Raw genomic sequence first — 21,653 nt, 5'->3', positions numbered from 1 at the left:
GCCAGCGAGCCGGTGATACGTGCGGTCACGGCATTGGTCCACAGGTGCGGGCTGTAGGCGATCCAGACTTCCTTGGCGCTGGCCTCGCAGGTGTCTGCCCAGACCCAGCCCATCGCCCGGCCGGACAAGTAGCGGTCGCGCCGCTGGTAGTGCTCCAGGCACCGGTAGCGCAATTCCTTGTACTGCCCTTCACCGTCGTATTCGTGGATGACCAGTTTTTCGCCCTGGGTGCCTTTCATGAACACGTAGACGTAACCAGGACGCAGGGCGCGCAAGGTGTAGGCGGAGTGCTGCAGCGCAGGGAAGCCTTGCTCCAAGGCAAAGCCGGAATCGGTGTAGCGACAGGACGGGGCATTCCCGGTGCGTGGCACGATGGCGTAGCGCACCGGCAGGATCGGTACCCGTGCACTGCAGGCAGGGGGCGATGCGGCGCGGCTCACGGAGGCGTCAGTCATGGGCGTTTTCCTCGCTGTGAATGAGTGCTTGCAGCTCGCGAAGGCGGCCTTGCGGTGACTCTTCGAGGTTGCTGTAGATAGCCTCGGCCCGCGCATCAGTCATCAGCCACCTGTGTTCTGCGACCAGGCGAATGAAATCACCGGCAACGGTCTCGTCGCTGAAGTTGAGTGCATCCAGTTGCGGTAACAGGGCTGCGATCCATTCACGGATCTCCGCCAGCGTGCGATCGGAAAGAGCCGGCGTGGCCAGCAGTTCGTGGGCAAGGCTGAGCATGAAGTGTTCGTGCAAGCCCGATTGCAGCCGGCCAAGCTCGTGCGCTTGCAGGGACAGCAGCAGCGCTGACCTCGAACGCGCTGTGGTCGGACTGTTCTCAAGCGTCTTCCACTCATGCACAGGCCCCCAGTCGACTCGCCACGCCAAGCGCGACACCGGGCCCAACCAGGCCGCTCGATTGGCCTCATCCAATGCCTCCAGCCAGGCGCTCAGGTGATTGGGCGTTATGTGGTGGGTGGCCACCCCCAGATCCGGCATGGTGAACTGCACCAGGCTGTGGAAATGGTCGGAAAGCTCATCGACGCTGACCTCTGCATCCAGAGCGATGGCGCCGCCAATGGGCATCCAGGCAGTGACGGCATGACGAAGCAGTTCTGGCGCATCGCTGACGTCCACCAGCAATGGGCCGAACTCGTATTCCTCATCCATGACGCTGCGTTTCCAGGGCCAGGCGTGAGGAGGGCAGTCGGTCACGGCATCGATCAGCTCCAGCACTGATGGCGCGTAGGGGGGCACGACTTCGCCTTGTGGTGAAATGGAGGCAGGATGGACAGCTGAATGTTCCAGCTCTCGACTGAGTAGCAAGAGAAAGCGCAAGTCACTGGCAAAGTGGAGGTCGGGCATAGGCGCTGAAGATGAACCCGTCATGCGGCAGGTGCTCCTATGCAGTTGCAGTCAGGCAGTGCGCACGTTCCGTCGGGACGCCGCCCGCACTGCCGATCCAGGGGGGCTCCGCTGACGGGCGCGCCATTGAGGGTGAAGGAATGAGTGGAGCCACCCAGTGTTTGGTGCACCGCTCCGTTGAGGCGTATCGTCGGGCTGTCCAGCGTGATGCCGGACTCATCGATTCGGATGGCGCCACCTGGGCCTTGGATAACCACTGTTTCAGCCGCCCGCAGGTCATAACGCCGGGTGCGCCTGCGGATCTCCGTCCTGGCCTCCAGTTCCGCATGCCCTTCGATCTGTTGCTCGAGATTGCCGCCAACCTGGATCTGATAGTTGGCGGTGATCTTGTCATGGCGATGGTTACCTACAGTTTCGAAACGGTCCTTGGCGATATTGACCCTCTGGTTGCGGCCAACATGGAGGAAGTCGTCATGGCCAATGGTGACGCGTTCATCGTTACCGACGGTTTCGCTGCGGTCATGGCCAATGGAAATCGTTTCATCGTGGTCTATCTGCTCGGTACGGTCATTGCCTATCAGCGTGGTCTCATCGTGCTTGACCACATTGTTCTGGTCCCGCTCGGCATGGATGAACACCTCCTGCCGGCCCAGCTCATCCTCGAATCGCAACTCGTTGTAACCATCGCCCTTGTGGGGCTGGCTCTTGATGGTCATGCGGGTCTTGTGTTGCGGCAGGTCGTATGGCGGCAGCTGGTTGCCGCAGTAGGTGCGGCCGGTGATGATCGGCTGGTCGGGGTCACCGTTTACGTACTGGACGATTACCTCTTGACCGATGCGCGGGATGGCCATCGAGCCCCAGCTGCCGCCGGCCCAGCCTTGTGAAACACGTACCCAGCACGAACTGGACGCGTTGCTCTTGCTCTCACGGTCCCAGGGAAAGCTGACCTTGACCCGGCCCCACGGGTCGCAAAAGATCTCCTCGCCAGGCGGGCCGACCACCGTGGCCATGTGCGGGCCGTCGACACGCGGTCGGGGCAAGGGCGCCGGCCGCCATTCGGCCATGCCGGGGACCAGTACCGCATTTTGCACGTAATGGCTGCCTTGTTTGGCGTTGACGGCGCCTTTCTGCAGGCTGGTGGGCTGGCTACCCTCGTGGTGGGCGCTGATCACCCGCCAGAGCACATTGAGGTTTTTGCGCGGGTGGCCGGTGAGGGTGAAGGCCTGGCCTGGTTGCAGGCGTACGTCGTCGCCTGTGACTTCGGCAATGCGGGCGTCATGGCGCAAGCCGGTCAAACGGGTCTGGGTGAAAGGGATGCCAACCGCTTCGCGCTTGTAGCGACCGGGGTAGTCGAAGCGCTCGTAATCCACTGACTGATGCACTTCGCCCTTGGCGCTGGCTTGCTGATCCAGGCGATAGGCCGGGTGGGTGAAGGTGTAGTCACGTTGAGCCTGGCGCGCAGTGCGGACGTTCTCGCTGTAGTGGAAGCACCGCAGGCAAGGCTGCGCCTGATCGCCACCGCTGTTGACGTGGTACAGCACAGGGGCGGGGTGGCTTGCATCCTCCGCTTCGTAGGACCGTTGGTGCCTGCTCTTCGCCTGAATGGGGCCCTGTCTGATCAGCCCCAGTAATAACAAGCGGTCGGTGATGAGCAGCGTGTGCTGATTGGGGGTGTGTTCGAAGCTGTAGACGAGGCCTTCTTCAGCGGCGAGGCGGGCGATGAAGTCGAGGTCGGTCTCGCCAGCCTGAACGCAGAATTCGCGGACCTGGTGCTCACGGTTGGTGCTGAGTTCGAAGCGCAGGATGCGCTGGCGCTGGAGCATCAATTTGAGAATCTGCGGCACGGTTTTCTGCTGGAAGATGCGCCAGTTAGAGCGCAGCCCGGCGCGGGCCAGCTGCGGTTCGACCAGCGCGTGGTAACGGGTGCCGTGGAAGCCGCTGTCGCCCTGGCGGAAGCGGCTGACCAGGCCATGTACGTAGCGCACCGGGCGGCCTGCGTCCCAGATGGTGAACAAGGCGGGCTTGTCGAGCAGTTGGGCGAAGTCGATGTCGTCGTAGAAGCTGGTGAGCTCCAATTGCAACTGGAAGGGTGTGCTGATGGCCTCCTTGAGCTCGAATGACATCACTTCGAGTTTGGTATCAGCCGCCAGGGGCTGGAAGCTGTAACGCAGATTCGATTGGCTAGGCATGAGAAATCCTTATCCGCCGTCTCTGAAGGCAGAATGCCCGGGCGGAAGAGTCCACCCGGTGCATTTTTGAATATCAGGCAGCAGGCGCTCGCCAGTCATCTGAGCTTTCAGTGTTTGCAATATCGTGGGCCCAGGTAATCTTCCGATAGGCCAGCGAGACCTCGATCAATTGCGTGTAGTTTTCGTTGTCCTTGTCTTGAGCATGGGGGAGTACTGTGAGGATGTTGACGATGGTGGCGTCTTCGAGTTTGGTGGTGAAAAAATGCTCTTGCTTGCCCTGCGCTGAAGTTCGATACCAATTAATTTCGACTTTGGTGAGCATTTCTCCAGTTGCCAGTGCTTGATAGAGGAGCGGTATCGCCTTGTTAAGCGCACAGACGAAGGTCAAGGGCTTATGCACCCGTTGCCCGGTCGGTTGGCCGCTCTGTGGGTCCGTTGGCGTAGAAACTTCGTGTTTGATTTCCTGTACCAGAATCTCGTCTTCGTGGCCTTCGACATAAACATTGCCGACCGAGTCGGAGGTGAAGGCGCCAGCGGTAATGTCCCCCTGTTTCAGACCTTCGATCTTGATGTAAGCGGGTGTTGGCATGGCAGTTTCTCCTGCATCCAAGTGGATAAAACACGCGCACCACAGGTGGCGTGGCCATCGGTAGCGATGGGCTTGTCAGTGAGGCTGGGGCCTCGTCAGTTCGTTGAAAGCGTTCACTGCTGCAGAATGCCGTTCAGCGACTCCAGCACTTCCGTGGTCAGCAGGTGCAGGTGATAGCTGTAAACCCCGTACACCCCTGCCATGGCCGCGGCGCTGATCAGCAGAGGGCTCCACCATGGCCACTGCCGGTGCATGCGGAAGTCGCTGGGAGCGACATTGCTCAGTGGATCGCAGACCTGTTCCGGGACCGGACCACGCACTTCGCGGATTAGCGTGTGGATCTGCTGGAGCAGGGCGTTCACCGCCTCATCGCCATTGGGTGCCAGGCCGTATTTGCCTTTGAGGCCGAGGCACAGGCAGAGGTACAGAAACTCCAGCACGTCGATATAGCGCTGGGGCTCCTGCATCAGGCGTGACAGCACCGTGTAAATCTTCTCCCCGCCCCAGGTCTCATGATGAAAAATGCTCAGCAGCGACTCTTGGCTCCAGCAAGAGTTTCTGCCCCAAGGTCGACTCATCGCGGCCTCGTCCAGGTACAGGCACAGGGCATAGGAATAGGCCAGCAGTTGCGCGGATTCATATCCGCGCTGGCGCATTTCCTCGACGATGTTGTCGACCTGGGTGCGCACCTGATGGTGCACGTCCTGGATGTTGGGCAGGCTGTCCAGGGTGCGCAGGCGCATCACCAGGCCGAACAGCGGCATCGCCGCATCGATCATGGGGTTCTGGAAGGTGCCGCGCAGCTGGAAATCCGGGTCTGCCGGGTAGCCTGCGCAAGCGGTTTCGGCATCAGCATCTTCAGCCCCGTATTTTGAAGGTTGAAGCGCCGTCTCCAGCGGTTCACGTTTCGTTGGCGGTGTATCAACAGCCTTGCTGCCGGACGCATCCATTTCATTCACTCCTGATCGCCCAGAATTGCAATTCAAGGCCCGGGATTTTCCCGGCGATGTGGATGCCAAACCCGTGGCTGTCCTTCATGGGGGCCCACGCCGGGCTGCGCCGGTCCAGCTCGAAATAGCTGAAACCGGCATGGAAGGGCAGGTCGCGTGGCGCCACGGGCAACGCCACCAGCGCAATGCCCGGCAAGTGATGCAGGACCATTTCGTTCATCGCTTCCAGCGCGCTGACCTTGACCGTGTGTACGAAGGTCTGACGCAACGATTCGACGGGCTGGTTGGCGCGCACCGCGAGGATGAAGTCGGCCTCGTCGATCAGGTGGCGATCTTCCAGGGTCGTAGTCATCACACCCCAATCGAGGGTCCGCAGCGGCAACGACACCGCCCGCGGCTGCAGCACCGTGCTTAGGGCGCGGCGCAGTGTGTCTTCCAGTGGCTTGAAGGAAGTACGCAGGGCGTTGTGGTGATACGCCGGATACTCCTGCGGCAGGCGGTTCTCGTCGGTGAAGGTCACCAGTTCACCGCAGGCCTGGCTCATGCAGAGATAGAGTTGTTCTGGGTGGGTCTGCGGTTGCCGGGCCAGATGGGCGAAGCAGGGCCACCAGCGATTCAGGGCCTGCAACAGGTTGAAGTCACGGATATCGGCGATACCGGACTGCCCTGACGAGCCGATACGCGCCGCCAGGTTGCGCCCACGTTCGCGCACGCTATTGCTGATCTCTTCAAGAAAGCGCTGCAGCGCCGGCACTGCCCGTACCGACACGCTGGTGGGGTAGAACGATTCGTCCAGCTGCAGGCTGCCATCGGGGCGACGCTCGAGGATTCTTGCCAGGGCGAGGCGGGTATAGGCACTGCTGTCTTCGCGTTGCCGCCGCAGTTGCAGGTTCGGCACGGCGAGGTCCACCTGCACCAGGTCGCCATCGGCAGTGTGGGTGTCCTTGACTTCCTGGGCATGCGCGACATAACGCAGGTTTGCCACGCTGTCCGGCCAGCTCACTTCACGGCCGCCGTCGGTGCGCAGCGGCAGGCACAGGTAGATCTCGCTGTTCTGCGCGCCATCGTCGCTGATCTCCAGCGGTGGCGGTGGGGGCAGGTCGCCAGGGATATCGAAGACGGTCCCGTCGGGCATGATGCCCTTGGCCCGAGTGATGGCGACCTTGCCAAGGCTCAGGTATTCATCGTTCAACTGCAGTTCGCTGAAACCATAGAACGCCGCATTCAGGCTGCTCAGGCGCTGATGCAGCGCTGCCTCGCTGGCCCGGGCTGCTTGCTGGAAATGCTGCGGTTTGACGAACAGGCCTTCAGGCCATAGCACAGGGTTACGTGAACTCATGGGCACTCCATGTCAGGGATGAGGGGGTTGCGGGCCGGCTGATCGATCATCGGTCCTCTTCCTTGAGTTCGATTTGCGCGTCATGGACTTGCAGCGAGAGCACCACCCGGCGGCCGCGCGGGGCAATGCGCAGTACCTGCTGCCAGGTTGCGCTCTCCAGGCTGCGGTAGTCGGCAATCACTGCAATGAAGCGAGTGTCGTCATGGAGGGATTCGAATGGCACAAACTTGAACTGGCCAGGCGCCAGCAGGTAATCGTCATCGCGGATGTAGGTGCTGCGCAGCGCTTTGGCTGGGTCCAGCGCCAGTTGCTGGTAAACGCTGTTGAGCAGCAGCGAGTCGTCCCGCAGTTGCAGGACCTTGACGGCGATGGGGCTGGCGAGCTGGGGGCCTTGGCTAGGCGTTGCATCGGGCCGTTCAAGCGCTGTTGTGGGTACCTGGTAGTCCCCGAGCGCACTCTCATCGGCGTGTGCCGAATCGGGATACTGCGCTTGCAGGTAGCTGAACAGGCTGGCGACCTTTTCGGTGAGTGCATGTGGGTCGTCTGCACTCAGGCTGACCGTGTAAGGGCCAGGTTTGAGTTCGCCTGGTGCTGTATCAGCGGTTTCGCCGCTGTCGGCAACACCATTCAGCGTAGGGCTGACATGGATGCTGATGGCAAGCTCGGTCGGCACATCTTCCGGGGCGCCCACGGGGATAGAAGGGTCTTTCAGCACCTGGACTATCTTGCCCAGGGCAGTGCAGCCGGCGGTGGTGGTGAGCACTAGCAACAGTGAAGCGCAAAGCATCAGGCGTGGAAGCATGATCACGGTCCTGTAATCAGATCTTGCAGGGGGTTCTGGTCCGCAGGGCAAGCCTGTAACCTCGCATCGAGGGCAGCCAAGGGGTCGCGCCCGGGGACCGGGTCGAATGCCGAGCACACATCCGTAGCGACAAGGGGTGGCAAGGAATCGATGGCGTTGTCTCGCGGGTGAGACGAGGCGCTCGCCTCCAGGGCTTCGTGCACGCCCTGCCGAGGCACGAAGACTTCCTCCAGAGAGCACCTGGATGCTTGTTCCGGCTGCAGATCGACCCGAAGCCGGTAGGCGCCGACCCGCAGCATGTCGCCATCCTTGAGGCGCATGGGTGGGCGGTTCCCAAGACAGCGTGTGCTGTCATTCAGGAACGTCTGGGAGCTGCGGTCGATGGCGCAGAAGCCGCCTTCCTTCCAGCGGATCTCGCAGTGGATGGGCTGCACCTTCAGGTTCCTGTCGATCAACAGCCAGTCCGCACCCAGGCTGCCGAGGGTGCCGCCACTGCGGCCGAAGCGGTGCTGGCGATTGACGCCGTGTGGCAGCTGTTCGAGGTTGCTGACGTGCAGGGTCAAAGCGCTCATGCCCGCCCCCTGAACCGCACCACCGGGCTGCACATTCCGTGACGGTCATCGATGAAGCTGGTCCAGCCCAGATAGGCACCCTGGCTGCTATGCAGGCTGAACGGCGTCAGTGCGTTGCGCTTGAGGCGCAGTTCGAGGTCATACGCCAGCCCATCCCGCAGAAGCACATCGATCAGTGCACGCAAACGGCCGAAGTTGATGCCACTGGGCAGCAGGTCGCGAAACTGCGCATGGTCAAGCTCGCTGATCACGATCGTGAACTTGCTGCTGCGGGTTCGCGTTCGGCTGCCAACCATGAAGTTGCTGCCCAGTTCGCCGTTGGCCCGGCCGAGTCGCACCCGCTGACGGGCAGCGGTGGGCACCGAGCGCGTTTCGAACTCGCGGATGTGTACCTGAGCAAGGTCGAAGCAGTGGCCAATGATGCCGGCCACGGTGCCCGGTGAACGGCTGCGGCTGGCGATCACACCGGCGAAACTGAGCAGGCGGCTCCAGGGCAGCGCGGTGTCGCCGCGCAGCTGCCGATCATTGAGGCCGATCAGCGAGAAGACGTATTGGGAAAACTGGTCGTTGGCGCCGGGTTGAAAGCGAATGTAGTAACGGTACTTGCGCCAGGCGCGGTGCAGCAGGCTGAGCAGGTAATGGTTGAAAAAATCGAGGAATGCCGGGCGCACACCAATACCTTGGGCATGTTCATGGGCGATCTGCTCCAGGTAGTAGGTAGGCAGCGGCGAGTCGCTGCCGTGCAGCCCCATGAAGGTGGTGCAGATTCGGTAGCGGGCATCATGGCCAGGCATTTGCCTGGCACTCAGCACATCGCTGGCGGGAAAGCGCAGCCGTGGATCGCAGCCCAGGCGTACCCGCAAGCGCGTGGCAGCATCGGGCCAACGCGCTTCCAGATTGTCACCATGCAAGCCGTGCAAATGTTCTAGCAACTGGAAGAAATCGAACCGATGCGCTTGCGCGAGCAGCGAATCGGCTAGATCAGGGGCTGCTTGCCAATCAGCGGTGGCCATGTGAAGTGCTCGTTGTTGGTGGTGTTGGTCACTTCCAGTTGATGGAAGGAATTGATGCTGGCGTAAAGGGCAAAGAAGTGCGCGAGCACACAACTGAACAGATACAGGTCGCCCTCGCAGAGGAAGCCCTGCTGGTCGAGCTGCAATCGGGTGCGCAGGCCGCGAACCGGCTGCCCGTTGATCAGCCAGTCCAGGGGCGCGGTCTGCACGTCACGGATAGCGTCCAGGCGCTTGCGCGTGGTGCGCGCCTGTTGAATGTCATGCAGGGCCGCGAAGTCATAGGCGCGGATGACTGCCTTCAGCGGGTCAGCCGACAGCAGCGACAGATAGTTGAGCGACAGGTTGGAAATCAGTGCCCATTGCAACTGGCCGTCGAGCACAGGGCGGTACGGACGGGTCGGGCGTCGGAGGTTGCGGTAGGTAGTCAGCGGTGGCGTGAATTCGTTGATGGTGCAGATGTCGCCGGCATTCAGCGCCAAAGGCAGGTCGCGGTTGGTGCATGTCAGGTCGATGGACGCCGTTTCCAGGCTGCCGCGGTAGACGCTGGTGTCAGCACGCACGAAAGCGATACGGTGGATCACGCCATTGCCGAGCAAGGACTCTTCGATCTGGCAACGGTAGTACAGCGTGGCCCGGCCCTGGATGTGCTCGATTTCATGGGCGAACGACTCGAAAGGCAGGAAGGCTCTCAGCGGCTCGCCCGCCTGGCCACCTGCCATGGTACGAGTGCTGATCACTCGGTCTACGCTGAATATCTCGTAGCCGTGGGCTGCGCTGCAGCTTGGCTTCAGCAATGAGTGGGCGTGCTCGCCAGACAGGTCGATCGGTTCGGCACTGCAATGCAACAGGTTCACCGCTGGCGTACAGAACAGGCAGAAATCGTCGACGCCAACAGGCATCGCGTCGGGCAGTGGGCGGCTGAAATGGAAGTCGATGCATACCTGCCCGCTGCTCTGCGCCGGCCAGCGCTCGCCCAGGCCGGTCAGGGTGAAGAAGTGGAAACGCTGAGGAAAAACGAAATACTCCTGCAGGATCCGGTAGCCGTCGAAGACATTCTGTGGGTAGGGCAGCAGGGCTTCTTCGGGGCGGAAGCCGGGAAAAGCCAAGCTGCTGGCCGGTAGCCGGCAAACCTCGCCGTTGATCGTCACGCTGATGTGCTTCAGGTACTGCGACAACCACAGGTACAGGGTCTGCGCGCAACAGTCATCGCCACTGAGGTGAACCTCCAGGCTGTCGCAGCCCAAGCTGTTCAGCGGACGCTCGACCAGTGTTTCGAGTGCGATGCGCACCACGGAATGCTCCGGTGTGTGGGTCGCCTGGACGTCGCTGATGGCAAAAGGGTGCAGCGTTACCTCGGTGCAGGTCCGGTACTCGCAAGCGATGCCATCCACGGGTATGGAGAACAACCGTGTCCCCTTGGGAATGCTGCGGGACTGGCTGAGCGCCTGTTTTTCCGGTGAGAACTGGATAATCGTTGCGCTTGGCAGGGGGCGCAGGTAATTGGGCCAGAGCAGTTGCAGCATGGGGTGGGTCAGTTCCGGCAGGTCGTCCTCAAGCTTCAATCGCAGCTTGGCCGTCAGGAACGCGAAGCCCTCAAGCAGGCGCTCTACGTCAGGGTCGCCACTGTCCTTGCCGAGAAACCGCGCCAGTTGCGGGTTGTCCTTGGCGAAATCCGCCCCCAACTCGCGCAGGTAGCGAAGTTCTTCGCTGAATCGATCCTTTAATGACATGGCTACCTCACGCGGGTGTATCGGCTAAGCCCGTTGACCAGCAGCTCGACCTGCAACAGCTCGGGGTGATCGTTCACCTGCACCAGGCAATCGAGTCGCAAATGCAGCTCAAGCGGGGCGCAGGCATCGGGCACGGCTTTCATTCCATGAATCTGGATACGTGGCTCGTAGCGCTGAAGGGTCTGGCGTATGTCATCACTGACTTGCCGTACGCGGTCTCCGGTGCTCAGGTCGTATCCGTTGAAATCGCGCAGGCCCAACTCAGGGCTGCTTCGGGAGCAACCCTGGCGGGCGTTGAGCAACGTTTCGAGGTGTCGTTTGATTACCACGAACTTTTGCGCAGCCTGTTCCCGCCGGGAAGGCGTGCGACTGTTCTGGCGCTCGGCAGTCAGGCGCTCGAACAGCCCGCTCATTGCGTATCGAGCCGCCCAACCAGAGAGATTTCGAAGTTGGCGCCCATGTATTTGAAATGCGGGCGCACGGCGATGGAGACCTGCTGCCAGCCCGGGTCTCCGGCGACATCCGTGACTGTGATTGCGGCGGCGCGCAAGGGGCGACGACTGCGTACGTCGGCCGAAGGATTTTCCTGGTCCGCGACATATTGCTTGATCCACTTGTTGAGCTCTGACTCCAGGTCGCGGCGCTCCTTCCAACTACCGATCTGTTCGCGTTGCATGACCTTGATGTAGTGCGCCAGGCGGTTGACGATGAACAGGTAGGGCAGTTGGGTGCCGAGCTTGTAGTTGGTCTGGGCCTGCAGGCCTTCAGGGGTCTTGGGAAAGGCCTTGGGCTTCTGCACTGAGTTGGCCGAAAAGAACGCCGCATTGTCGCTGTCCTTGCGCATGGTCAAGGCGATGAAGCCTTCCTCGGCCAGTTCGAACTCCTTGCGGTCAGAGATCAGCACTTCGGTGGGGATCTTGGCCTGCAACTGGCCCAGTGACTCGTAGAGGTGCACCGGGAGGTCATCCACTGCGCCGCCCGACTGCGGGCCTATGATGTTCGGGCACCAGCGGTAGCGGGCAAAGCTGTCGTTGATGCAGCTGGCCAGCAGGAACGCGGCGCTGCCCCACAGGTAGTTGTCGTGGCGACCGTCCATGTTCTCGTGGTAACTGAAGCTTTCGGCCGGCAGCTCCTCGGGGTGGTACGGCGAGCGCAGCATGAAGCGCGGTGCGACCAGCGCGGTGTGGCGAGCATCTTCGCTGTCGCGGAACGCTCGCCACTTGGCATGACGGGGGCCGGCAAAGATGTCCTTGATCTCTTTCAGGTTAGGCAGGTCTTCGAAACTGCTGAGATTGAAGAATTCCGGCGCTGGCGCGGCGATAAACGGTGCGTGGGCCATGGCGCCCACTGATGCCATGTAACTTAGCAGTTTGATATCAGGTGATGACGGGCCGAAATGGTAGTTGCCCAACAGGGTTGCAATCGGTTCGCCACCGAACTGGCCATAACCGGCAGTGTAAACATGTTTGTAGATACCGCTGCACGTGATATCGGCAGCGTTTTCAAAGTCGTCGAACAACTCTTCCTTGCTGGCATGCAGGCACTCAAGCTTTATGTTCTCACGAAAGTCCGTGCGGTCTACCAGCAGTTTGAGGCTGCGCCAGGCAGACTCCAGTTGCTGGAACTGCGGATGGTGGAGGATGGCATCCATCTGTTTGCCAAGCACACGGTCGACTTCGGCAATCATCTGGTCGACACGATGCTTGTTGATCGATTGCTGCGGGTCATCGCTTTGCAGAATCTGCGTAATGAATGCGGCTACCCCTTGCCGGGCAACCTGATAGCCTTCCTGGCTCGGGACCAGCTGGGTATGCGCCATGATCTGGTCGAGCAGGGTGGCCTCGCCCAATAGTTCGGATGAAACTTCGGCCGTGGTGGTCGTGTTGTTCTGGGTCGGCATGCTGACGCTCCGTTGTCTTCAGTCTTGTCGTGGTGCGTCGAGCACCAGGTTCAGTTCTTGCGCCAGTCGCTGGCGAGCCTGATCGTCACCCAGCAATTGCTGGAGCTGCTTGCGGAACGCCGGGACGTTGCCCAACGGGCTTTTCAGGGCCACCAGCGCCTCGCGCAGCTCGATCAGCCGGTTCAGCTCAGGCACCTGACGCGCGATCCGGTCTGGCCCGAAGTCCTTGATCGAGGCAAGCTGCAGGCTGACGGCCAGTTCGGTGTCCGAATCCTGGCCGAGCAGGGAGGGGACCGACAGGTTCACGCTCACCTGGGCGTCTTCCAGCACACTGTCGAACGAATGTTTGTCGATGCGCAGGACGGGGCGGTCTTCGAGCGCGCGACTGTCGTCCAGCCCGAAATCACCGATAACCAGCATCTTGTGGGGCAGCTCGACTTCAGCCTGCTCGCCGCCTGTAGCGGGTACGTAACGGATGTTGATGCGCTCTTTCGGAGCCACGGAACTCGTAATCTTGGACATATTTATCTGAACTTCCTGCTGTGCCTGAAGGACGTTTCGTACAAGTATTTAGTGTGAGCCTTGCATATTTATAGAGTGTTTTTCGTGGTCGCCGGCTGTCTGTAGGCGTTATCCTATATAACAAGGGTTTTTTTGCTGGAAGTGCTTGTTGGCAAGTTTTCCTCCTTTAAAAACATGCGCAGGAAGTTTCTTGCTGGTCGAGATTTCAAGTGTAAGTAAATATTTATTTGAATATCTCGTCCGGCATGAATAGTCTTCGTGGGGCTTGGCTGTGCCTAGTGCCATTAACTTGGTTGCAAGTGCAGGTTCGAGAATTGAATTTTTAGATGGAGAGCCAACTTACGATGACTGCCCGCAGTGCATGTGCCGCTGGTCTTTCGTTGCTGTTCGTTTTACAACCGGCATTTGCTGGTGCCGTACGGGACTGTCCACGCGTGGTATCCAACCTGGAGCGCCTGGCCTGCTTCGACGAGGCCGCCGGCACGCCTGCCCGGGCGCCCAGCGAGGCATGGTCGGCACCGAAGCAGCAGGCTCCAAGCGTGTCACGCGTGATGGCGAACGAGGCCGGCCGCCCCATCGATGACCTGAGCTTCCGCCTCGGCAACCCGCGCCAGGAGGTGAGTGCCGCGCAGCCGTGGCTGGTGATATCAGCACCGGCGATAGCCTCCGCCGAGCCACGCAGTTATCTGGTGATCAGCTGTATCCAGAACATCTCCAGGCTGCAGCTGATCACCGGTCAGCCGGTCAATGCCAATCGGGTCAAGGTGCAACTGCAGGGGGCGCGTGGAGCCAGCACGGCAACGGCTTGGCAGGTGATGGAAAATGGCCAGGTACTCGATGCCGGCCGCGGGCTACCGGCCATCGAACAGATCAAGCGCTTGATCGGTGCGCATCGGGTGCAAGTAGTCAGCGATGACCCGGCCGTCGATGGGCTGACGTTCGATGCTCAGGGGCTGGACCCACTGATCGACCAGGCGCGAAAGACATGTCGCTGGTAGCGGAGGTGTTGACGCAGGACATCGAGCGGTTGCTGGCGCCCATCGCCCCCGAAACACCGGCAGGCCTGTTCGACATGGAGGACGATAGCTATCAGGCGGTCGACCAGGAAATGGTCAAGCTTGGCGGCCTGCATGAAGCGACTATCGATTGGCCTTACATCGAGGAGGCTTCCCGCGAGTACCTGAGCCAACGCTGCAAGCACTTGCGCATCGTCGCACATCTGAGCGCCGCCTGGCTGCGCAGCGGTTGCTGGGCGCGCTGGGGCTTCACCGCGGGGCTGCTGGCCGGTGTGCTCGACCGCTATTGGGAGTCCGCACACCCCAAGCCCGGGCCCAAGGGCTTGCTGGGCAAGCGCAAACTGGTGGTGCTGGTGCTCAACCGCTTGCTTGAGGCGCTGCCACGTCTGGACCGGTTCACCTTCGGTCCCACTCAGGCAGCGGCGGCGCGCCAGGCCATGGAATGTCTGCAACGGCAGGTGGACAAGGCGCAACTGGAGCCGAGTCTGCTCGACGCGTTGCAACGGCAGTTACTCAGGCAGTTGGAGGGTGCCGGCGGCAACGTCGAAAGCGCGCCTGCCACGGTCGCCGCGCCTCGGCCAACGCCCGCACCGCTGGGCGACACTTTCGCTAAGCCCAAGGCCAGCTTGTCCCTGGGCAACGAGCGCGAGACCCGGCGGGCATTGTTGAACATGGCCGAATACATCAACCAGCAGGACCATTACGACCCAACGGGCTACCAACTGCGCCGCTTCGGTCTGTGGTCGTCAATCAAGGCCGCACCGATGTCCAGGCAGGACCATCGCACCGAGCTGATGGCGGTGCCGACCGATATCGCCGGTAACTACGAGGACGCCATCGCCAGCCAGGCGATGGACATTGCGCTGCTGTTGCGCATTGAAAAGAGTGTGGCGGCCTCGCCGTACTGGGTCCGCGGCAGCTTCCTGGCCGCGATGGTGGCAAAGCGCTTGGCGATGGGCGAGGTGGCCGAAGCCATTCGCGCCGCCACCGTCCGATTTGTCCAGCGCCTTCCGGCCCTTCAGCGCTTGTGTTTCAGCGACGGCACGGCGTTCGTCGACGAGCCGTGCCTGGCATGGCTCAAAGGTGCGCAAGGGCAGGTCGATCGGGGCGCGCCTGCCCATGAGTTCGGGGCGCTTCGTGAGGAGCTGGGCAATCAGCTGGAAGCAGGTGGAATCGAGCCGGTACTGCTGCGCCTGCAGGCACTACAGGCAAATTTCGGCGCACCGCGCGAGCGTTGCCACAGCACGCTGATTGCCGCCGATCTGCTGGCGGCGCGCGGGGTTTCCTGGCTGGCCCGGGACCTGTGCAGCAGTGTCGCTCTGACGATGCGGCAAACCACGGCGGACGCCTGGGAACCTGATGTGTTCCAGAGTCTTCAGCAGTACTGCACTCATGCCGAGCTGACTGATCAGAACAAGGACTGGAAACCTTCATGAGTCAATTCTGGAAGCTATTCAAACGTTGGGGCATGCCGCTGGCCATGCGATTCGGCCTTGCCATGCCGCTGCTGCTCGGTTTGGGCGCATTGTTGATGTTGGTCGCCATCTGGTGGCTGGGTCCGCAGTGGAACTGGCGCGGGCAACACCCCTTGGCCAGTGTCGCGCATCGCAGCGTGGCCAGCCTGCTGCTGGTTCTGGTGCCGCTGTTATGCTGGATCACTGTACTGCGAGGCCGCTATCGTCGCCTGCAGGCCAGATACCGCCAGGACGCGGCGGCACAGGCCGATCCGTGCTTGCCATTTGTTCTTGCCCAGGAGCAGGCACTGGACCGCCAGCTGGTGAGCTATTTGAGCAACGCAGGAGGGCGGCGAGCGTTGTATCGCTTGCCCTGGTACCTGATATTGGGCGACAAATGCGCAGGCAAGAGTGGTTTTATTGACGGCTCGAACCAGCGTTTTTCCCTGACGCGCATCGGCAATGTTCAGGCGCGAGGCCAGCAGCTTGAACAACCCGCCTTCCCGGTGGGGTGGTGGGTCAGCGACGAGGCAGTGATCATCGACCCGCCGGGCGATTTCATCATTCACGACGCCAAGGATGCACAACCGCACGATACCGAGCAGGGGGGCCAGGCGCAGTTACCTCCGGGCATTCAGGCCCGGCTCTGGAGTGACTTGCTTGCCTGGTTGCTGCGCAACCGCAGCCGCAGGGCCCTCAATGGCCTGTTGCTGGTTGTCGACTTGCCTGCGTTGCTGCATGCGACGCCGGAACACCGTACCGCGCTGGCCTATGTGTTGCGCACCCGCCTGCACGAAGTAAGCAGCCAGCTGGGCGCCCGGCTGCCGCTGTATGTAGTACTGAGCAAGTTCGACCTGCTGGACGGTTTCGATCAGTTCTACAACCACCTTTCGCCAATCCAGCGCGAACAGTTGCTAGGTTTCACTTTCAGGCTCGATGCACACCGCCGTTTCGATGCCTGGCAGGAGGAGTTCGCCGAGCAATACGACCTCCTGATTTCCCAACTGCAAGCGCAGACCATGCGACAACTGCTGGAGGCGGGAGGCCTGGAGCAGCGCACCCGCCTCGTATCACTGCTCGCGCAGCTGGGCGGGCTGCGGCCGATACTGACCGGCTTCCTTCGTGAAGTGCTGGCCAGTGACCGCTTCACCACGCCACCTCTCGTGCGCGGGTTGTTCTGGTCTTCAGTGTTGCAGCAGGGTGAGGTGAGCAACGCCTTCGTGCGCGAGGCCGCGCAGCCCTACAAGACTGCACTGCCAATGCGCGAGAGCAGGCGGCAGGTCAAGTCGCTAAGCTATTTTGCCCAGCAGATCTTCCAGCAGGTCGTGTACAAGGAAGCTGGTCTTGCTGGCGACAACGTGCAGGTGGTGCGCAGCAAACGCCAGTTGTTGCAGGTCGGTTCCGCTGTGGCCGTGCTGGCCTTGGCCGTGGCAACCGCCACCTGGTACCGCTACTTCGACCTGAACGGCGCCAAGGCGGCGGGGGTACTGGCCAAGAGCCGGTCGTTCAGCCAGCAAACGGTGGACCCGCGCCTGGACCCGACCGGCCGCAACCTGCTGAAACCTCTCGACCAGATCCGCGACGCTGTAGCGGTGTTCGGCGATTATCGCTCCGCGTGGCCGTTGGTGGCGGACGTCGGTCTTTACCAGGGGAGGGTCATCGGGCCCCGGGTCGACGAAGCCTACCTGAGTTTGCTGTCGCGGCGCTTTCTGCCAGCGCTGGCCAGCGGCGTGGTCGATGAGATGGAAGCAGCACCGGCCGGCAGCGAGCAGCAGATGGCCGCGCTCAGGGTCTACCGCATGCTCGAAGACCGCCACAACCGCCGCCCGCAATGGGTCGAAGAGTGGATGGCGAAGCAGTGGCAGCAAGCGTTTCCTGGCCAAGGCCAGGTACAGCGCGACCTCATGCGGCATTTGCAATATGCCCTGGCCTATGCAGATGCCGACCTGACGCAATTTCAGGCACGTGTCGAGAAAACCCAGCAGGCCTTGCGCAAGGTACCGTTGCCGCAGCGGGTGTATGCCACGCTCAAACAGCAGGCCCTGGAGCAGTTGCCCTATGGGTTGAACCTGCGCCACCAGGTAGGCCCGGTATTCGACGTTGTCTATCAGCCAAGCGACCGCGCCGCGCAGGACATCTACCTGGCGCCCTTGTTGACGGCGAAAGGGTTCACCGGGTATTTCGAGCCGCAGAGCCGGCATATCATCGACATGGCCATGATTGACCAGTGGGCGCTTGGCGAGCGCAATGCCCTGGACTACTCAGATGCCGACCGCGAAGCCCTGACAGAGCGGGTCCTGGCCCTGTACAGCGCCGACTATGTCGCCAGCTGGCTACGCGCTTTGCAGGCATTGGTCATCACCGAATTCCGCGACCTCGACCATGCCGTGACAATACTCGAACAGCTGACAGGGTCGGCGGCGCCGCTGCAGCGGCTGCTGGAAACCGTACGGGACAACACCGTCATCCAACCTCTACCGGGACTGCCCAACGTGGCCGATACCGAGCCAGGCAGTCCGCTGGCGCTGCAGCTCGCCGGGATCAACAGGGCATTTTCAGGTCTCAATGCCATGCTCGAACCGAAAGGCGAGAAACCCAGCTATTACGACGACACTATCGGCGCGATCATCGCCGTCCATGACTATGCCAGGACGGTGCAGGGCAGCCCCGATCGGGGCAAAGCGGCGTTACAGGCAGTACTGCAACGGTTCTCGATGCAGAGCGCCGACCCGATCGGAACCTTGCAGCGTGTCGCCACCGGCCTGCCCGAACCCGTCAGGCAGCAAGTCAGGGCAGTCGCCGAGCATACCGCCCGTGTATTGAACATCGAGGCACTGCGGGAACTGGAGCGGCGCTGGGACAGTGAAGTGTACAGTTTCTTTCAGCAGCGACTGGCCGGCCGTTACCCTTTCGTGGTGAAAGCACCCGATGCCTCGCTGGAGGACTTCGAGGCCTTCTTCGGGCCGAAGGGACGGTTGCAGCAGTTCCAGGATCAGTACCTCAAGGTCTTCCTGAAAGACAATCTTGAGGCGTTGCGCTCGGGCCGACAGGGTACATCGCTGATTCGCGAGGATGTCATCGAGCAGCTGGAAGCAGCCGACCGCATACGCGAGACGTTCTTCGACTCCCGGGGTAACCTCAGCGTGCAGTTCAGCATCGAGCCCTTGGGACTCAGTGCCAACCAGCGCACCAGCCTGCTCGACCTCGACGGCCAGTTGATTTCCTACGCCCACGGCCCACGCCAGATCATAGGGGTGATCTGGCCCAATACCCTGGGGCAACAGGTGCGCAGCAACCTCACATTGCTCAGGCAAGGTGGCAACAGCAGCAGCCTCGAGTATCGCGGCCCCTGGTCGATGTTCCGCCTGCTCAGCCGCGGCGCGCTCAATGGGCGTACCGAGAGCAGCGTGGACCTGAGCTTCCGTGCCGGCGATGGGGTGATGCGCTATCGGCTGAATGCCGAAAAAGCCTACAACCCGATTACCCGGCAACCCTTCAAAGGATTCAAGCTACCGCGTGGCCTGCTGCTGAACCCAGGTTGATCTGCGCGGGGTCAGTTGCTCACCATCAGCTCTGGCCCCAGATAATCATTGATCAAGTCAATATCATCATCGCCCAGACTGCCCACCGAAGAGGCCAACCGCAGGCGTGACATCAGATACCGCAACTTGGCCTCGAACAGATCATGCCGAGCCTCGAACAACAGTTCCTCGGCATTGAGCACATCGGAGTTGGTGCTGGTCCCTCCTTCCTTGAACCCCTTGCGCGTCGACAGCAACGAGCGCTCATTGGACGCCACTGCCTTCTCCAGCGCCCGCACTCGCAGGGCGCCGCTCTGCACGCCGCGATACTCACGGGTAGTCCCGGTGATCACTTCCTGACGCGTGGCATCGAGCTCGTCCAGTGCCTTGGAACTGTTGGCGCTGGCCTGCCGGGTCAGCGCGCTGACGCTGCCGCCGCTATACAGCGGTATGTTGATCTCAAGGCCCACGGAACTGTAGCGGTTGCGCTGGTTGAGTTCGGAAATCGACTGGCTTTCCCCGGCGGTATAGCCTGCCACGAAGTCCAGGGTCGGCCAGTGCCCGGCCTTGGCGCGTTTGACTTCTTCTTCCGCCAACTCGTAACTGTGCCGCCGCGCATGAATCAGCGGGCTGTCGGACTGGGCCTTGACCAGCCAGTCCTGCAGGTTGCCCGGCAGCAGTGGCGGGGTGGCGAAACCGGGTTGCAAGGTGGTGATCGAATCAGGTGTCTCGCCGATGTACTCCTCGAGCTTGCGCCGGGCATTGATCAGGTTGTCCTGCGCTTCGATTACCTCGGCGTCTGCGAGGTCGCGGCGGGCGGCCGACTCGTCGATATCGGTGATGGTGCCGGCCCCGAGCTCCATGCGCCGCCTGGCCGAGGCCAACTGCTCTTCGAAGGCGCTGAGCTTGGCCCTGGCCAGGCTGATGGTTTCACTGGCTAGCAGCACATTGAAATACGCGTCTGCCAGGCGCACGGCGGCGTCCTGGCTCTTGGCGTCGAACACGGCGACGCTGTAGTCGGCGCGCTGCTGGCCCTGGTGGTACTCGGCCATCTTCTGCTTGTTGAACAGGGGTTGGCGCAGGCGCACGTTGGCACCCTTGGCGTCGTAATCAAGGTCGCGATCGAGCCCGTTCTGGCGTTGGCTGCCGTCGATCCTGTTGAAATAGCCCGCGGCATTGATCTGCGGCAGCAGGCCAGCCTCACCGATCGCGCGGTTTTCCGTACCGGCCTGCTTCTCGTGAACGGCGGCCTGGTAGATCGGGCCTTGGTACTGCAACAGGTCCCAGGCTTGCTTGAGGTCCATGGCGCTGGCGGTGCAGGACAAACCCAACAGAGAGACGAACAGGCAATGGCGCTTCATGTCATTGCTCCTTGAACGAACTGTCGAAGCGTTCGAGCATGGGTTTGAGCAGGTAGCTGAGCAGGGTGCGCTCGCCGGTCTTGATGGTAACGGTGGCCGGCATGCCTGGGCGGATGTGGTTGCTGCCCAGCAGGCCCATACCGGCCGGGGTCACCTCGACTTGCGCCAGGTAGAACGGCTGCTTGCTTTCTTCGTCCATCAGGCGATCGGCGGAGATGGTCTTGACCCGGCCGGGGATGTTCGGGGTCATGGCGTGGTTGAAGGCAGGGAATGACATGTCCACATCCAGGCCCGGGACCATCTTGTCGATGGCCTGCACCGGGATCATCGCGTCGACCTGCAGTGGCTCGTCGAGCGGCACCACTTCCATGATCTTGGCGCCCGGCTGAATGATGCCGCCTACGGTGGCAATGCTCAGGGCCTGGACCATGCCATCGATCGGCGAGCGGATCACGGTGTGGGTCACTTCGTAATCCAGAGCCCGCAGCCGGTCGGCCAGGGTGGTGTTTTCCTTCGCGGTGTCGGTCAGTTGCGATTCGACTTCCTTCAGGTAGTCGTGCTCGCGCTGCAGGATGCGCAGCTTGATTTCCGTAGCCTGGCTGCGCACCCGGGCGATGTTGTTGAGGTTCTCGGCCTGGCCGGCGCCAAGGTCGGCATTGTTGCGCTCAAGCTCCAGCAGGCGGTTGCGCGGCACGTAGCCTTCGGCTGCCAGTGTGCGGGTGCCTTGCAGCTCTTGATTGAGGAAGTTGAGCTGCGCGGAGCGGGCGCCATACACCTGCTGCAGGCCTTTGAGCTGTACGGCCGAGGCATTGAGGTTTTCTTCGAGGATGCTGATTTCGCCGGCCAGGCCAGCGCGTCGGGTGTCGAGCAGGCGCTGCTGCAGGTCCATGGCGGCGAGCAGGCGTGGATCATCGGCGTAGCGCTTGAGCAGTTCGGGGTCGTAGACCACGGTGTCGCGGCCGTCGCGCTCGGCTTCCAGGCGGTTGTGCACCGCCTTGCTGACGATGTACTGGGCGCTGACTGCACCCTGTTCGGCCACGGCGCGCACGGCGTCCAGGCGCACCAGCTGCTGGCCTTTCTTCACTACATCGCCTTCGCGAACCAGGATGGCTTCCACGGTGCCACCGGTCAGATGCTGCACTGCCTTGCGGTTGCTGGTGACTTTGACCGTACCGGTTGCGACGACGCCGGCATCCAGTGGCGCCAGCCCTGACCACAGCAGGAACCCGCCAAAGCCGGCGAGCATCAGCCATAGCCCGATCCGCGCTGGTTTGCCAACGTCCAGGTCGATCTGCTCCTTGGCGTCGGCGGGGATCATTTCGGTGTGTTGGCTCAGTTGCAT

Annotated in this window: 18 protein-coding genes; 3 read left to right on the top strand and 15 right to left on the bottom strand. The window is 61.8% G+C overall.

Going from position 1 to position 21,653, the window contains the following annotated elements; all coding sequences use genetic code 11:
* The 13 genes from ACIPZ8_RS26210 to tssB all read right to left on the bottom strand — a co-directional run.
* A partial coding sequence (locus ACIPZ8_RS26210; RefSeq protein ID WP_400729577.1) for a toxin VasX occupies positions 1-455 on the bottom strand: 455 nt, incomplete at its 3' end.
* A complete protein-coding gene (locus ACIPZ8_RS26205) occupies positions 448-1,377 on the bottom strand; it encodes a DUF4123 domain-containing protein (RefSeq protein WP_400729575.1) in 930 nt (309 codons plus the stop codon). The genes ACIPZ8_RS26205 and ACIPZ8_RS26210, both read right to left, overlap by 8 nt.
* On the bottom strand, positions 1,374-3,542 hold the full coding sequence (locus ACIPZ8_RS26200) for a type VI secretion system Vgr family protein (RefSeq protein WP_400729572.1): 2,169 nt from the start codon (positions 3,540-3,542) through the stop codon (positions 1,374-1,376). Before ACIPZ8_RS26200 ends, ACIPZ8_RS26205 begins: the two co-directional genes overlap by 4 nt.
* A 73-nt stretch (positions 3,543-3,615) precedes the next feature.
* Positions 3,616-4,131, bottom strand: a complete 516-nt coding sequence (locus ACIPZ8_RS26195; RefSeq protein ID WP_400729569.1) for an Hcp family type VI secretion system effector — start codon at positions 4,129-4,131, stop codon at positions 3,616-3,618.
* A gap of 113 nt (positions 4,132-4,244) precedes the next feature.
* Complete coding sequence (gene icmH / locus ACIPZ8_RS26190; RefSeq protein WP_400729566.1) at positions 4,245-5,081, bottom strand: type IVB secretion system protein IcmH/DotU; 837 nt, start codon at positions 5,079-5,081, stop codon at positions 4,245-4,247.
* Position 5,082: 1 nt separating this feature from the next.
* Positions 5,083-6,420, bottom strand: a complete 1,338-nt coding sequence (tssK, locus tag ACIPZ8_RS26185) for a type VI secretion system baseplate subunit TssK (RefSeq protein WP_400729563.1) — start codon at positions 6,418-6,420, stop codon at positions 5,083-5,085.
* Positions 6,421-6,466: 46 nt separating this feature from the next.
* Positions 6,467-7,222 carry a type VI secretion system lipoprotein TssJ gene (gene tssJ / locus ACIPZ8_RS26180; RefSeq protein WP_400729560.1) on the bottom strand — a complete coding sequence of 252 codons (756 nt, stop codon included), beginning with the start codon at positions 7,220-7,222 and terminating at the stop codon, positions 6,467-6,469.
* A 2-nt stretch (positions 7,223-7,224) separates the two neighbouring features.
* Complete coding sequence (locus ACIPZ8_RS26175) at positions 7,225-7,794, bottom strand: FHA domain-containing protein (protein ID WP_400729558.1); 570 nt, start codon at positions 7,792-7,794, stop codon at positions 7,225-7,227.
* Positions 7,791-8,807 carry a type VI secretion system baseplate subunit TssG gene (gene tssG, locus ACIPZ8_RS26170; protein ID WP_400729555.1) on the bottom strand — a complete coding sequence of 339 codons (1,017 nt, stop codon included), beginning with the start codon at positions 8,805-8,807 and terminating at the stop codon, positions 7,791-7,793. The genes ACIPZ8_RS26175 and tssG overlap by 4 nt, the downstream gene beginning before the upstream one ends.
* Entirely contained in the window at positions 8,771-10,537 is a 1,767-nt protein-coding gene (tssF, locus tag ACIPZ8_RS26165; RefSeq protein WP_400729552.1) for a type VI secretion system baseplate subunit TssF, read from the bottom strand. The genes tssG and tssF overlap by 37 nt, the downstream gene beginning before the upstream one ends.
* Positions 10,538-10,539: 2 nt before the next feature.
* Positions 10,540-10,950, bottom strand: a complete 411-nt coding sequence (gene tssE / locus ACIPZ8_RS26160) for a type VI secretion system baseplate subunit TssE (RefSeq protein WP_400729549.1) — start codon at positions 10,948-10,950, stop codon at positions 10,540-10,542.
* Positions 10,947-12,437, bottom strand: a complete 1,491-nt coding sequence (gene tssC, locus ACIPZ8_RS26155) for a type VI secretion system contractile sheath large subunit (protein ID WP_400729546.1) — start codon at positions 12,435-12,437, stop codon at positions 10,947-10,949. Before tssC ends, tssE begins: the two co-directional genes overlap by 4 nt.
* Positions 12,438-12,455: 18 nt before the next feature.
* Complete coding sequence (gene tssB, locus ACIPZ8_RS26150; RefSeq protein WP_400729543.1) at positions 12,456-12,959, bottom strand: type VI secretion system contractile sheath small subunit; 504 nt, start codon at positions 12,957-12,959, stop codon at positions 12,456-12,458.
* Positions 12,960-13,393: 434 nt separating this feature from the next.
* Here tssB and vasI point away from each other — a divergent pair, with 434 nt between their 5' ends.
* Genes vasI through tssM form a run of 3 tightly spaced genes read left to right on the top strand, consistent with a single transcriptional unit; the run spans position 13,394 to position 18,971 of the window.
* Positions 13,394-13,957 (top strand): type VI secretion system-associated protein VasI, encoded by a 564-nt coding sequence (vasI, locus tag ACIPZ8_RS26145; protein ID WP_400729541.1) that lies wholly within the window; start codon positions 13,394-13,396, stop codon positions 13,955-13,957.
* Positions 13,945-15,411 carry a type VI secretion system protein TssA gene (tssA, locus tag ACIPZ8_RS26140; RefSeq protein WP_400729538.1) on the top strand — a complete coding sequence of 489 codons (1,467 nt, stop codon included), beginning with the start codon at positions 13,945-13,947 and terminating at the stop codon, positions 15,409-15,411. Before vasI ends, tssA begins: the two co-directional genes overlap by 13 nt.
* The gene (gene tssM / locus ACIPZ8_RS26135; RefSeq protein ID WP_400729535.1) at positions 15,408-18,971 is read left to right on the top strand and encodes a type VI secretion system membrane subunit TssM; all 3,564 of its coding nucleotides are present in this window, start codon (positions 15,408-15,410) and stop codon (positions 18,969-18,971) included. The genes tssA and tssM overlap by 4 nt, the downstream gene beginning before the upstream one ends.
* A gap of 11 nt (positions 18,972-18,982) precedes the next feature.
* Here the strand turns inward: tssM and ACIPZ8_RS26130 are convergent, their stop codons facing one another.
* Both ACIPZ8_RS26130 and ACIPZ8_RS26125 read right to left on the bottom strand, forming a co-directional pair.
* Positions 18,983-20,311, bottom strand: coding sequence for a TolC family outer membrane protein (locus ACIPZ8_RS26130; RefSeq protein WP_400729532.1), 1,329 nt, complete (start codon positions 20,309-20,311; stop codon positions 18,983-18,985).
* A gap of 1 nt (position 20,312) precedes the next feature.
* Positions 20,313-21,653 (bottom strand): HlyD family type I secretion periplasmic adaptor subunit, encoded by a 1,341-nt coding sequence (locus ACIPZ8_RS26125; RefSeq protein WP_400729529.1) that lies wholly within the window; start codon positions 21,651-21,653, stop codon positions 20,313-20,315.

Origin of the sequence: Pseudomonas sp. NPDC089422, from assembly GCF_044749405.1 — a bacterium.
Classification (GTDB): domain Bacteria; phylum Pseudomonadota; class Gammaproteobacteria; order Pseudomonadales; family Pseudomonadaceae; genus Aquipseudomonas.
This window is presented reverse-complemented; position numbering and strand designations above follow the sequence as displayed.